This window comes from Chitinophaga sp. 10T418, assembly GCF_056394125.1.
Genome location: NZ_JBFTHG010000007.1, coordinates 249583 through 265292 on the forward strand (window position 1 = coordinate 249583; position 15710 = coordinate 265292).

Genomic DNA, 15710 nt, shown 5'->3' on the forward strand with positions numbered 1-15710 from the left:
GCTTGCAGATTATAACCTGGGACAAATAAAGTATTCTTCGTTCAACACTCTTCTTTTGCGGCTGATAAAAGAAAGAGAAACTTCAAAGCTCTGGCTGCCATTTACGAGGCGGCGCATGTTAGAAGTATTGGCATCATAGCTCAATCCCAATGTAAAACTCTTGAAATGGAATCCGGCAAATGGTATTACCGCATCATTGAAGCGATAGTTACCTCCCACCAGGAAGTCGAATTCGGGGTTTACCATTAGTTGAGCGTATACACCTGCCACAATCTCTTCCGCATTACCTTGTCTCATATAGAGTCCTGTAGGAGTAAGGCTTAATGCCTCGTTCAGTTTAATTTTTGTACCTCCGTGCACCAGGTAACGTACCGGCAACTTTCTTTCAGTACCATCGGCGGAGAAAGGATCTTTAGGTTGCGTAAGGTGTGCAGCAGCAAATCCGGCAAATGGATTGAACATATGATTCGGATTACCATCAAAGTACACCACGCCGGCGCCGGCATCAAACTGATTTGAGGTAGTATTATTTACATTTTCACCGTTGAATATGCTTGGATCAAAACCTGTTACAGGCTGATACTGGCTACCTGTCTGAAATTTGGCGGGATCCAATCTTCTGTTGATTAAACCAGCATTGATACCAAATACCAACTGGCTGGTTTTGGTGCGGCCGAATTTCACACCACTATAAGAAACACTGGCCATGGCATTAAAATAATTATAGCCTGCATCACCAGCAGACATATTCATTACGTTAAGGCCTACACCAATATTTTTGTTGGTGGCGGCATCGATAGAAACACCTGCCGTAGAAAAAGGTTTCCCATAATTTGCCCACTGATTACGATAATCACCACTAATCCTGTAGTCACCATCTATAATTCCCGTAAGAGCAGGGTTTAGCCACAACGGGTAAGCATAGTACTGGGAGAAGTGTGGATCAACCTGGGCAACAGATATCCTGGGCAACAAACTGCTCCATAAAATTATTGCGACTATAAAAATCCTTTTCATAGGAACATTTTTTAACATTTTCTGGATAAACCGGGATGCAAAATCGCATCCCGGTTTTATGATTGACTTAGTATTACGCTGATGAATCATCTTTATCTCATAATTGTTACGTTACCCTTCTTGGTAATCACCGTGCCATCCTGCATAGTAGCTCTCACGATGTACACGTAAACACCTACCGGTTGTTTCTGACCACTCATGGTACCATCCCAACCCTGACGTTGGTCTTTGGATGTGAATACCAACTGCCCCCACTGGTTGTAGATTCTGAATTCGAGTTGTGCGATTGCTGTTGAGTACACATACTCGATATCATTTATACCGTCACCATTCGGGCTGAAGAGGTTTGGAACATAGATGTTGTTGCCTTGCGGGTTGGTTGTTTTACCTGTTACCGCTGTAGACAATGCACTGGTTTCACAGTCTGATGCTCCGATAGCTCTTACCTGTATGGTTGCACTCTGGTTAGGCTGCAGGCCTGTTACGGTATGTGTAGTACCATTAGCACCTGAGCTTGGTGGTATGAATGTCACACCGTTGTTCAGTGTTACTTCATAACGTTGAGCTCCGGTTACCGGTGACCAGCGGAAAGTAATAGTAGTGGCTGTTGTATTATCCACAGTTACTACTGGTGCTGGAAGCGGCTGTGCTATAGCTACCTGTACTGTTGTTCTTTGTCCTGCACTGATACAACCACCGGTTGTAAATGCTTCCACATAGTAGGTAGTAGCTGTATTCAATGCTGGTGTTACAAATGTTGCACCTGTAAATATTGGTGTGCCACCTGTTGCTACGCTGTACCAGCGGAAGTCTACCCCTGTTGTTGTTGAAGCAGCAGTGAGTGTTGCTGTTTTACCTGGGCATACACCTGCATCATTTCCGGTAATTGTTGGTTTACCTGGTGCTGCAGTAGCTTCTACGCTCACCGCTGTACGTGTTGGGCTAGAACAGCCATTGCTGTTGGTTGCTTCCAGGTAGTACATCTGGTTTGCATTTACAGGAGGTGTTGTATAAGAAGCCCCTGTAGCTACTGCTGTTCCTCCAACGGCAGTGGTGTACCATTTATATGTGAGCGTAGCATCCGGATTCAGTGCATTCAGTGTAACTGTTTGACCAGGGCAAGCCTGCAGGGTTGCATTTGCAACTGCCGGTGCTGATGGTGACGGATTCACTGATACATTTACCTGTGTTCTGCTGGCGCTTACACAACCACCGCTGGTAGACGCTTCCAGGTAGTATACTGCATTTGCAGTAGGCCTGATGGTAAAGTCGCCTCCGGTGAATACTGGTGTACCACCATGGAGTACAGTGTACCATTTGTAGATGACACCTGGTTGTTTGTTTTTCGCACTCAACACACCGGTTTGACCGCTGCATATAGTGATCGGATCAGCCAGCGGTGCATCTATTGTGCTGACTACTGTTGCTGTTAATCCTTTACGTGCGCTGCTGCATCCGGCACTGTTCAATGCTTCGAGGTAGAAGACAGTTGTTTGTGCGAGTGCTGCAGTCGTATAAGCAGTGCCCGTAGCCAGGAGGGTGCCGTTAGACGGAGCATCAAACCAGCGATACGTCATTGCCGCATCAGGATTCTTAATAGTGAATGTAGCTGTACCACCTATGCAGGTAACCACATTATCCAGGTCTACTGTTGGAATTGGCGGAGCCGGATCAACCGTAACATTTACCGCAGTTCTTGTAGAGCTGGAGCAGCCGCTGCCCAGGTTCGCCTGTACATAATAAGTAGTATTCTTAGTGATGACAGGTACACTGTACACCGCTCCGGTAAAGAGCAATGAACCGTTTGTAGCCGCATCGTACCACTGGTAGGTAATGTTAGGCAGTATTGTTTTCACTGCTACGGTAACACCAGTACCAGCACATGTTTTGAGAGAGGATGCTACTACATCTGGTGCATTTGGTGCTACAACCACTGTTACGGTAGCTTTCACTCTGTCAGATGGGTTACCACATTGACCTGTGGTACCTGTTGCTTCCACCCAGAAGTCCATGCTGGTGTTCAGCGGATTCGTAGTAAATATTGGTCCTGTGAATACTGCTGTACCACCGGTAGCCTGAGTATACCATTTGTAAGTAATACCATTGGTTGCTGAAGTTACGCGAAGCGTAGCCGTAGTTCCCTGACAAGCTGTAACTGCGTTGGATTCCAGTATTGGTGTTGGTGCTTGTCCTACACCGATAGATACCTTCGTTCTCAATGCACTGCTACAGTTACCGTTGCTGGCTTCTGCGTAGAAATCAGTGCTGACATTCAATGCGCCTGTTGGGAAGCTGATACCTGTGAACAGCAACTTGCCGGCGGTGGCAGCATCGAACCAGCGGTAGGTAGTACCTGCAACCGGATCTTTAATAGAGAGTGTTACACTTCCGCCCTGACAAACGAACAGGGAAGTTGCGGTTATTACTGGTGCTGTTGGTATGCTGTTCACCTTGATGGTAGCGCTGGACCTGGTGGCGCTTGGGCAGCCTCCATTTACCAATGCCTGTACATAGTAGGTGACGGTGCTATCGAGGGCAGTAATGTTAAATACTGGTCCTTCGAATACCATTGTACCACCGGTGGCTGCATTGAACCATTGGTAGGTAGTACCTGCGGCCGGGCTTTGGATGGCCAGCGAAGCACTTTGACCGATACAGCCCTGAACATTATTGCTTACCAGGGTTGGAGCCGCCGGTACTGGTACCGCATTTACTTTCACAGCAGCACGTACAGATGGCTTACCACATTTCGAAGTATCACCGATAGCTTCTACATAGAAGGTTGCATTTGCATTGATTGCTCCGGTAGTGTAAATCGGACCAGTGAATATAGCGGCACCGCCTGTGGCTGTATTGTACCATTTATAAGTGATGTTATTTACAGAAGAAGTAACCTTCAGCACTGCAGTACCACCCTGACAAACCGTTACATTATTAGATTCCAGGATCGGAGTTGGTGCTACACCCACACCTATGGATACCTTGGTTCTGGTAGCGCTGTTACATCCACCTGCTGATGCTTCTGCATAGAAGTCTGCAGATGCTGTAAGACCTCTTACCACGTAAATCGGTCCGGTGAATAATAACGTACCTCCAGTAGCTGCATTGTACCAGCGATAAGTGAGTGTGTTATCTGCATTCTGAACTGTTAATGTAGTGGTGTCGCCTACGCAGATGCTGATAGCAGAAGCTGCAATGATCGGCACTGGCACATCACGTACGGTTACCGTTACTGTCTTCGCATTTGCGGCTGTATTAGCGCATTTGTTATCTCCTTCCACTGTAACATAGTAAGAAGTATTAGCTGTTATCAACGCAGTGGTATATGTCGGACCGGTAAACAGTAAGGTGGTCAGACTTGCATCTTTATACCATTTGAAGATTGGGTTGGTAACAGTAGTGCTGGTAGCGGTCAGTTTCACGGTACTGTTTGCGCAGATAGTGGTATCTGCCAGTGTGATGTCGGCAGCAGTTGCGCCAGCATTCACCGTTACTTTGACTGCTTTCAGTGCACCGGCAGGGTTTTCACACTTACCGGCATTGCTTACACTTACATAGTAGGTGTATGTTCCGGTAGCTAATCCGGAGATCGTTAATACACCGGCTGCACTTACACCCTGTGTGATTGGGCCTGTTTTATCAGGATTTGCATACCATTTAAACACTGGGTTCTGAACAGTAGTGCTGGTTGGTGTTAATACCGCCACACCGCCTGCGCAGATTGCCTTATCAGCTACCTGTATGTCGGCTGCTGTGGATGCGCTGTCTACGGTAAGCATAATCTTCACGCGTCCGCTGTCGTTCGCACAGTTACCAGCATTCACCGCTTCTACATAGAAGTTATAAGTACCAGCCTGCAGATTTGCCGGCGTAGTGTATGTGTTATTATTTGATACCAGTCTAGCACCGCCGGTAGCTGCGTCGTACCAGTTGAACTGAACACCGGCCACAGCTTTCACGCTGAGGGTTACAGGTGTATTCAGACAGGTAGATACATTGTTGCTTACAGGTACAGGTACGGATGGTATTCCTTTTACAATTACCTGAACAGGTGCAGAAGCACTTCCTGTACAACCATTCCTGGTAGCTCTTACAAAGTAAGTATACGTACCGGAATCGAGGGTAGTTGGTGTTACAAATGCTATGCTATCCAGCAAGCGGTTACCCTGACTGTTGTACCAGCTGTAAACAACACCCTGTGCAGGATTCACCACACTGAGTGTAGCTTGTTTGCCTTTACATATGGTGGCGTTATTAGACTGTACTTTAGGTTGTACAATTGCACGCTGTGCATAATTGAAGTCTACTGCTGTCAGCGCACCGATGATACCGGATTTCAGTTTCACTTCCACCGCATCAAAGGCTTTCGTCGGAACAAAGGACAGTAATGCACCTCTGCTACCACTGAGCAGATCCAGGTGGAGGATCGGATTAGATACCAGTACGGAGTCGCCTGCAGTATTACCGTTGTATGTTGTCAGCTGTATGCTGGCAAGTACTGCGGCAGAAAGCACCTGGCCTGGGTTAGACAGCATCACTCTCACAGTATCGCCTGGAGTAGACAAACCAGTGAACGTTGCTTTTTCGAATACGCTGGCGTTAACTGCGCCGAGGTTGATAACCAGGGAAGCAGCGGTGTTTTTGTTATTATCCACGGCAAGGGCTGGGTTATAAACGTTGCCCAGTATTAACAGACCAGATCCACCGATCGTTTGACCAGTTGCGCCTTCGCAAGGCACGATATCCAGGTTGCTGTTAACAGTAAGCGCATTCACCGCTACTCTTGCTGACTTACAGGTAGCTGCTCCCGGCAGGGCTGCTTCTACCCAATAAGTGATAGTACCTACTACATTAGATGCCGGAGGCGCAAATGTTGATCCTTTAAATAAGGTATCAGTACTTGTCTGACTGGCGAACCAGAAGAACTGTGCATTTGCGGAAGCCGCGCTTGCTCTGAACACCGGTTGCTGACCTACTACCACAGTATCTGTTGTTGGAGATACAGTAGGCGGAGCCAATGCCGCAGCAGTGTTAACAGTTACTGCAGTTCTTGTAGCGGATACTGTATTACAGCTGTCGTTCTTAGCTTCCACATAGTAGATTGCCTTAGCAGTCACATTCACCACTTTATAAGTGAAGCCACTGTCTGTATTCAGCTTAGTACCCCCTGATGCCACGTTGTACCATGCGTACGTGTAACCTTTCACAGGATTAACCACTGCGAGTACCGCATCTGAACCGGCACATACATCCACATTGGCAGATTGTACCTGTGGAGCTGCTGGCGCTGCAGTTACTTTCACATCTACTCTTGCACGACCTTTACTTGCACAACCATTTCTGAACGCTTCCACAAAGAAGGTAGTGTCCTTGGTGAGGGTACCTGTAGTAAGGGAAACGCCATCTTTTCCTGTGAGATAAATACCGTTGCTGTTGTACCAGCGATAAGTAATTCCTGCTACAGGATCCTGCACATTCAATGTTGCCGTATTTCCTGCACAAACTGTTACCTGGGCAGCCTGTACTTTTGGCGCCACCAGTGCACGTTGTGCGTAGTTAAAGTCTATTGTTGTTAATGCTCCTACTATACCTGATTTCAGTTTCACTTCTATCGCATCAAATGCTTTCGTTGGTACGAATTCAACGATAGCTTGTTTACTGTTGTTCAGGAGGGTGAGTTTAATAAGCGGATTATTTATTGCCACAGAATCACCAGGTGTGTTACCATTATAAGTAGTTAACTGAACACCTCCTAATACTGCTGCAGAAAGTACCTGGCTTGGATTAGACAGTAATACTCTTACTGTATCACCCAGAGAAGATACTCCGTTGAATTTAGCTCTCTGCCATACCTGCGCATTCAGTGCGCCGAGGTTGATGACCAGGGAAGATGCGGTGCTTGCATCGTTATCAACTGACAGGGCAGGATTGTAAACATTGCCCAGTATCAGCAAGCCGCTGCCACCAATTGTTTGAGTAGTTGCACCTTCGCAAGGCACTTGCGTGAACGGACCAGCAGGTATTGTTACTACCACTGCAGGCACTCTTATTGACTTACAGGTTGTACCACCCGTTAACGCAGCTTCTACCCAGTAAGTAACTGTACCCAGTGTATTACTGATTGGCGGTGTAAATACTGGTCCTGTAAACAGACTGTCATTGCCAGCCTGACTGCCATACCATTTAAAGATCACATTTGCCGCATTGGAAGTAGCTGTGAGTACACCCTGTGTACCAATCACCACTGAATCCGGATTTGGAATAACGGTTGGCGCACTTAAAGAAGTGGACAGTTTAACACTGATGGCTTGTCTTGCAGACGCTGCGCCACAGCTGCTCACTGCTTCTACGTAGAAGATGGTATCTCTGCTAACCGCAGGTACTCTGAATACAAAACCACTGTCTGTGTTCAGCTTGGTACCACCTGTTGCCACATTGTACCAGTTATACCTGAGCTGACGATCAGGGTTAGTTACCTGCAACACTGCATCTGAACCAGGACAAATATTAACAGTAGCTGGAGCTCCAGGCACTGCTGGTGCAGGAGACACGGTCACGCTTACCGGGATGCGTTCTGGGTTTGGACAGTTGTTAGGTCCACCGAGTACCGCTACATAGTAAGTGATTTTTCCTGCTGTTCTCAATGTATCGGTAGTATAAGTAGCCTGTGTGCTTAATACAGTAGTGCTGGTAGAATCAGCATACCAGCGCACAGACGTACCAGCTGCCGGTGTTACGGAGAGGGTAGCTTTATTGTTTATGCAAACACTTGCACCAGTTGTATTGACAGTTGGTTTAGGATAGAAGATCCGTGCGCCATAGATGTCAATTGAGTTCAGCAAATTAAGTACACCTGTCAATCTTACTTCTATGCGATCATAAGCACCAGGTGCTGTTATAGTGGCTGCAAACTGTTGTCCGTTGAGCAAACGTAAAGTAAGCAGTCTGGATAATGTATCTGCTTTAACCAGCGTATTGTTATTGTACAATGAAATCAGGGTACCACCCAGCAGACTTACATCAGCCAGTCCCACAGATGTAGCCAGACGAATCTGGATACTATCGGTAGCCTTACCTGGGTTCGGGAATATCAGCTGTTGGTAAACTGATCCACCCAGTAATCCTACAGGGATAGACAATCTGGTGAAGTTTGTCTGAACACTGTCGATATCATTTGTAGGTCCATTTACGCTACACAGTATACAACCCAGGGTAGTACCTGAATTCTGGCTGGTTGGAACGTTACAATCCGGAGATGGAATAACTGGTCCTGTTACCACCACATGTACAGGTACGCGAGCAGATGAGCAGGCGCCTGTAATCTGGATAGCTGCGTAGTAGGTATATGTACCTGGATTATTGAATGGTCCTACCTGGATAGAAGCACCTGTTCCTACTGGTATAGTAGAAGTAGAATCACTATACCATACGATGGTAGCATTTCCACCTATTACCGGTGTAGCTGACAGCGTGGCTTTCACACCAGTTTGTACTACTACATCTCCGGTTACTACTGGTGCTGCAGGAGCAGTTACGACCTGTACTTTTGCTGCTTTTAGTGCACCGGCAGGGTTTTCACACTGACCAGTACCGGATACGCTTACATAGTAAGTATAGTTACCTGCTGTCAAACCAGTGATGGTCAGTTTACCGGTACTGTCGAGCGCGTAGCTTACTGCACCATTTACCAGACCATTTGTTATTGGCGATGTTTTATTGGCATCCTTATACCATTTGAATACCGGTGCAGTAACACCTGTTGCGGTTGGTGTGAGTACTGCAGGACTGCTGGTGCAGGCAGTAGTCGTATCTGCTACAGTAATGTTACCTGCGTTGCTTAACGGATTAACGATAACAGTAACCGGTATACGATTAGGATTAGCACAACCACTTGCACTTACTGCTTGCGCATAGTAAACAAATGTGCCTGCTGTTTTCAGACTATCTGTAGTAAATGTACTGAGTGTGCTGAGTATAGCAGGAGAAGTAGAATCTGCATACCAGCGAACAGTAGTACCAGCTGATGGAGTAGCTGTTAATACTGCAGGTTGACCAGCGCAGATTGTTACACTCTTAGCTGTAATTGTTGGATCTGGTACTACTGAACGAACGTTATAAATATCCAGTGAGTTCAACAGATTAGCCACACCGGTGAGTTTCACTTCCACCTTGTTGAAGGCGCCACCTGCTGCTACTGTTGCGGTATAACGGGTACCACTCAGTAATCTTAAAGTAAGTAATTGTGATAAGGTATGTGTGCTTACAACGGTGGTGTTATTGTATACAGTTATTACTGCACCACCCAGTAAAGAAACATCTGCCAGACCACCTGGTGAAGCCAGATCGAAACGGATACTATCTGTTCCTGCACCATTGGTTGGGAAGATCAGTTGCTGGAACACAGAACCGCCCAGTAAACCTACCGGTATATTCAAACGTGTGAAGTTGGTATTGACAGAGTCAATATCATTTGTTGGGTTCACTACACTACACAGTACGCATCCCAGGGTAGTTCCTGTTACCTGACTGGTAGGCACATTACAGCTGGTTGGAATCACCGGACCAGTTACAGTAATGGTGATTGGCAGGCGGCTGGATAAACAGCCCCCCGCCAAGCTATCGCCTGCATAATAAATATATACTCCCGGATTCGTAAACGGCGGCAGTGTAATTGAATTACCTGTAGCTATTGCTGCCTTTGTGGTATCGCTGTACCATACTACGGTAGCACCCGGAGCAGGGGACGCCACTAAAGTGAGTGGCAATCCTGTCGTGATGGTGTAGTTCTGTACAACAGTAGGAGGAGCTGGTGCACCTGTTACACTGATGGTAGCAGGTTTCAGATTACCGGCTGCATTTTCACAACGGTTAGTGCCGGATACGCTTACATAGTAAGTATGGCTGCCCTGTGTTAAACCAGTAACGGTAAGTTTACCAGCCGCATCGATGGTGAAGGTAGCACCACCTATTACGGTACCGTTTATAATCGGATTTGTTTTGTTTGCATTTGCATACCATGTAAATACTGGAGTAGTTACACCGGCTGCTGTTGGAATCAGCACTGCTGCACTTCCGCCGCAGGTAGCTGTAGTATCTGTTACAGTAATATCAGCTGGTGAGCCCAGTGGGTTTACAGTAACGGTAACCGGTATACGTTCTGGGTTTGGACAGGTACCATCTACTACTTGTACGTAGTAAGTGAAGGTGCCTGCTGTTTTCAGCGTATCTGTAGTATAAGTAGGTTGATTGCTGAGAGCAGCGCCGCCAGTAGAATCCCTATACCACTGAACCGTAGTTCCGGCTGCTGGGGTAGCGGTAAGTGCTGCTGGCTGACCAATACATACTGTTACACTGTTCGCTGCAATTGTTGGATTTGGTCCAACTGCGCGTACATTATATATATCCAGTGAGTTCAGCAGATTAGCTATTCCGGTGAGTTTCACTTCCACCTTATTATAGGCGCCACCTGCTGCTATTGATGCGGTATAACGGGTGCCACTCAGTAATCTTAAAGTAAGTAATTGTGACAAAGTATGTGTGCTTACAACCGTGTTGTTATTGTATACGGTTATCACTGCACCACCGAGCAATGAAACGTCTGCCAGTCCTCCTGGTGAAGCCAGGTCGAAGCGGATGCTGTCTGTTCCTGCTCCATTGGTTGGGAAGATCAGTTGCTGGAAGACAGAGCCTCCGAGTAAGCCTACTGGTATATTCAGGCGGGCAAAGTTGGTCAGATCTGCATCGATGTCGTTAGTTGGATTAACTACAGTACACAGTATGCAACCCAGGGTTGTTCCTGTCACCTGGCTGGTTGGTACGTTACAACTGGTTGGAATTACCGGACCAGTTACAGTGACAGTGATCAGCAGGCGGTTAGAGATACAACCTCCTGGTAAGCTATCACCAGCAAAATATTTATAGATACCTGGCGTGCTAAATGGAGGCAGTGTAATAGAACTACCACTGCCAATAGAAGCCAGGGTGGTATCGCTGTACCATACTACGGTAGCACCTGGAGCAGGAGACGCTACTAAAGTCAACGGCAATCCTGTGGTGACAGTATATGTTTGAACCAATGTTGGCGGAGCCGGCGCACTGGTTACTTTGATAGTAGCTGCTTTCAGGCTGCCTGCCGCGTTTTCACAACGGTTGGTGCCGGATACGCTTACATAATAAGTGTGATTACCTGGAGTAAGACCAGTTACACGCAGAATGCCTGACGCATCGATCGTGAAGGTAGCACCACCTATTACGGTACCATTTATAATCGGACTTGTTTTGTTTGCATTTGCATACCATTTGAATACAGGTGTAGTTACGCCGGCAGCTGTTGGTGTCAGCACTGCGGTTGCACTTCCACATGTAGTAGTGGTATCAGCTACTGTAATGTCTGCTGGTGAGCCGAGTGGGTTTACAGTAACGGTAACCGGTATACGTTCTGGATTTGGACAGGTACCATCTACTACTTGTACATAGTAAGTGAAGGTGCCTGCTGTTTTCAGCGTATCTGTAGTATAAGTAGGCTGGTTGCTGAGAGAAGCGCCGCCAGTAGAATCTTTATACCACTGAACGGTAGTTCCGGCCGCTGGGGTAGCGGTAAACACTGCAGGCTGACCAGCACATACTGTTACGTTGCTCGCTGTAATGGTTGGATTTGGTCCAACTGCGCGTACATTATATATATCCAGTGAGTTCAGCAGATTAGCTACTCCGGTGAGTTTTACTTCTACCTTATTATAGGCGCCACCTGCTGCTACTGATGCGGTATAACGGGTACCACTCAGTAATCTCAAAGTAAGTAATTGTGATAAAGTATGTGTGCTTACAACCGTGTTGTTATTGTATACGGTTATCACTGCACCACCGAGCAATGAAACATCTGCCAGTCCACCTGGTGAAGCCAGGTCGAAGCGGATGCTGTCTGTTCCTGCTCCATTGGTTGGGAAGATCAGTTGTTGGAAGACAGAGCCGCCGAGTAAGCCTACCGGTATATTCAGGCGGGCGAAGTTGGTCAGATCTGCATCAATGTCGTTGGTTGGATTCACCACGCTACACAGTACGCAACCTAGGGTTGTTCCTGTCACCTGGCTGGTTGGTACATTACAACTGGTTGGGATTACCGGACCTGTTACAGTGACGGTCACTAACAGGCGGTTAGAGATACAGCCACCTGGCAAGCTATCACCAGCAAAATATTTGTAGACACCTGGTGTGCTAAATGGAGGCAGCGTGATAGAACTACCACTGCCAATAGAAGCTTTGGTAGTATCGCTGTACCATAATACGGTAGCACCTGGGGCAGGGGAGGCCACTAATGTAAGTGGTAATCCTGTGGTGACAGTATATGTTTGTATCAATGTAGGAGGAGCTGGTGTGCTGGTTACTTTGATAGTAGCTGCTTTCAGGCTGCCTGCTGCATTTTCACAACGGTTGGTACCGGATACACTTGCATAATAGGTATAATTACCAGGAGCCAAACCAGTAACGCTGAGTTTACCGGTGCTGTCTATTGCAAATGTAGCAGCACCTATAACAGTACCGTTAATAATTGGAGTGGTTTTATTGGCATTTGCATACCATTTGAATACAGGTGCGGTTACACCGGCAGCTGTAGGTGTAATCACAGCAGCAGCACTACCACAAGTGGTGGTAGTATCCGGCAGTGTGATATCTGCAGCAGTTCCCAAAGGATTAACGGTTACCACTACTGGTATCCTTTCCGGATTGTTACATGCACTGGCACCTGAACCGTCTACCACCTGTACAAAGTAAGTCACTTTGCCAGGTGTATTTAATGCGGTAGTAGTATAGGTTGGCTGATTACTCAGTGAAGTGGTGGTAGTAGAATCCGCAAACCATAATACGCTTGTACCGGCGGCTGGTGTTACGGACAAAGTTGCCGTTGAACCAACACAGGCAGTAAAGCCATTTGGTGTAATCGTCGGATTAGCCCCTACAGCACGCACTCCATATATCTGCAATGCATTCAGCAAATTGAGGGTACCGGTCATGAGGATCTGTACGCGATCGTAAGGTCCGGTTGCCGGGATGCTTACGCTATAACGTGTGCTGCTCAGCAAGCGTAAGGTCAGCAGCTGGGAGAGAGTATCTCTTCTTATAACAGTGGTACCATTAGCGATAGTAATAATAGTACCTCCGAGCAGACTTACATTGGCGAGTGGAGCACTTGTGCCCAGATCAATCCGGATGCTGTCTGTTGCTGCACCTACAGCCGGGAATATCAGTTGCTGATAAACCGATCCACCCAACAATCCTACTGGAAGATTGAGTTGGGTGAAATTGTTCGGGTTCACATCAATATCGTTCGTCGGATTATCCACACTACACAGTACGCAACCCAGGGTAGTTCCTGTTACCTGGCTGGTAGGAACATTACATCCTCCGGTAGTTACCGGACCTGTAACTGTTACGACTACTGGCACGCGATAAGATTCGCAACCACCGGTAAGACGTACGCCTGCGTAGAAAGTATAGGTACCTGGTGTACTGAACGGTCCTACCTGGAAAGAAGTACCAGAACCAATAGATGCCTGGGTGGTATCACTGTACCAAACGATAGTCGCGCCGACAACCGGAGCTGCGGTCAGGGTTACTGTCTGGCCGGTTGGAACGGAGAAGGCCGGCGCTACTGATGCCGGAGCCGGGCCGGTGCCTACTGTTACCGTTGCTTGTTTGAGTGTATTCGCTGCATTTTCACAATGATTACTATCTGTTACACTTACAAAATAGTTATAAGTACCAACCGCAAGACCGGTAATAGATAATCTGCCGGTAGTATCTATAGTGTATGTTACAGCACCTTCCACAAGCCCATTTGTGATAGCGGTGGTTTTGGCAGCATCTTTATACCATTTAAATACCGGCTTTGTGTTAGCGGTAGTAGAAGTAGGAGTGATCCTGGCCGTATCACCAGGACAGGAAGCTGTATTTGCCGGTACTGTAATATCCGCAGCAGTTGCGAAGTTGTTCACTTTTACAGTCACCAGTGTTTTGGCTGATTCTGTAGAACAATTCAATCTTTTAGCAGATACATAATAGCGGAAAGTTCCGATGGCGTTCACCGGAGGACTGTAGCTGGTGCTATTGGAAGCAACAACTGTAGTTTGAGTAGAGTCGTACCAGGTATAAGTAAGTCCCGGATCGGGGCTGGTTACATTCAGGGTAATCGCCGAATTCAAACAGGTGGTTCGTAGTACTCCACTGTTCGTTACGGGACCTGCCGGGTATCGTTGTATTTCATGCACCCTAAGAGACGATAGTGCTCCTGCAAGGACTGAACCTAGCAACACCTCGACTCGATCGAAAGGTGCGGAAGCCTGAAAAGAAAGTGATTGCAATCCGCTTCCATCTCCAAGTAAAGTCAGGTTCAGGAAGTTGCTGGATGCCGTGATATTATCTACTACGGTAGCCCCATTGTATGTAATGATTTTAACGGAGCCTAATACCTGTAATGTAATGAGAGAAGATGGGATAGACATCACTATCCGAACAGAATCCCCGAGTTTAGAAAGACCTGGGTATACGGCTGTTACCTGGGCGCTGCTGTTTAACAGACCAACTGCGCTGGACAGCGTAGCAAAATTTGCGGGAGTTATAATACCGTCACCTGCCTGTGCCGGGTTGGTCACGCTTCCCAATGCACCAATAGAACCGGTAACGCCAGAAAGGATATCAATGGGCACATCACAAGCGATGGTGCTGACAGCGGGTACATTGTAATAAGCGGAGAATACGTTTATACTACCCGCCACACCGGCCAATCCACCATCTACAGTTACACGTACTCTATCATAAGTAACTCCGGGAGCAACCAGGAATATTTCTGCCTGGTTACCGCTGGCGAGGAGTGTTAGTGTTGCTTCATTTGCAAACGCAGTATCTCCCACAGGAGTGGATCCGTTAAAAGCCTGTACATATACACCTCCCAACAACTGCAATGATACCAGACCACCCAGATTCCCGGCAGATCCGATTTTTACTATTGCCGGAGCATTATTAGTTACCGGAGCCGGGAAAATCAAATCCTGAGATTCCGTAGCCCCCAGCAGGGTTACCAATGTATTAATAGTTGATGCTGTGCTCAGGTTGCCATCTACCGCCTGTCCGGCGTTGGCCACATTACAGCCGAGACACAGTCCGGATGCCCTGTTCACCTGGGTGTTGGCATATACTCTTGTCGTATAGGTCTGCGCCGAGCTCTCCTTAGCGCTTATACCAAACAGTAGTAGTAGTACCAGCAGACTTTTCCAGGCCAGCGAACCGGCTCCACGACAGGTATAAGCGAGACTGGTTTTAACAGTAGCCGTTCCCTTTGGGTGAGGGAGACAAAAAAGAGCAGTAAAAGGGCTATTAGGAGTAGCTTTTGAATGCATAGCATCAAATATTTGAATAAAAATTGTTCAGTTTCATTGCGATACAACAAAACTCTATTGGAGGCAGGCAGGTTAGGAATGTCTTGGGGAAAGGATACTGGTTGATAAAAAAGTATGCTTCCTTGCGGTTATTTGTTAAAAGAATGTTACAAAAACGCTACGAATGTATATTTAAGGGGTGGTTTACGAAAGTGTCTTTTCATTCATTATTTTTTCACGGTTCACTTTGTTCAATATGCATTCATCCTGTTCATTTCGTTCATTTTCAACCATGGAAATGGGTTAATTTAAGCCGAGTTT

2 protein-coding genes are annotated in these 15710 nt (G+C 47.0%); both read right to left on the reverse strand.

Translation table 11 applies throughout. The annotated features are described in order from the left end of the window. Window positions 1-9: 9 nt before the first annotated feature. Entirely contained in the window at window positions 10-1017 is a 1008-nt protein-coding gene (locus AC1DCV_RS21920) for a PorP/SprF family type IX secretion system membrane protein (protein WP_441572965.1), read from the reverse strand. A 92-nt stretch (window positions 1018-1109) separates the two neighbouring features. After that, on the reverse strand, window positions 1110-15410 hold the full coding sequence (locus AC1DCV_RS21925; RefSeq protein ID WP_477025159.1) for an Ig-like domain-containing protein: 14301 nt from the start codon (window positions 15408-15410) through the stop codon (window positions 1110-1112). Window positions 15411-15710 lie beyond the last annotated feature (300 nt).

What these genes read in the sequence shown, in the direction of transcription:
- AC1DCV_RS21920 (WP_441572965.1), bottom strand. Translation starts at nt 1,017, where the DNA reads ATGAAAAGGATTTTTATAGTCGCAATAATTTTATGGAGCAGTTTGTTG.
- AC1DCV_RS21925 (WP_477025159.1), bottom strand. Translation starts at nt 15,410, where the DNA reads ATGCATTCAAAAGCTACTCCTAATAGCCCTTTTACTGCTCTTTTTTGT.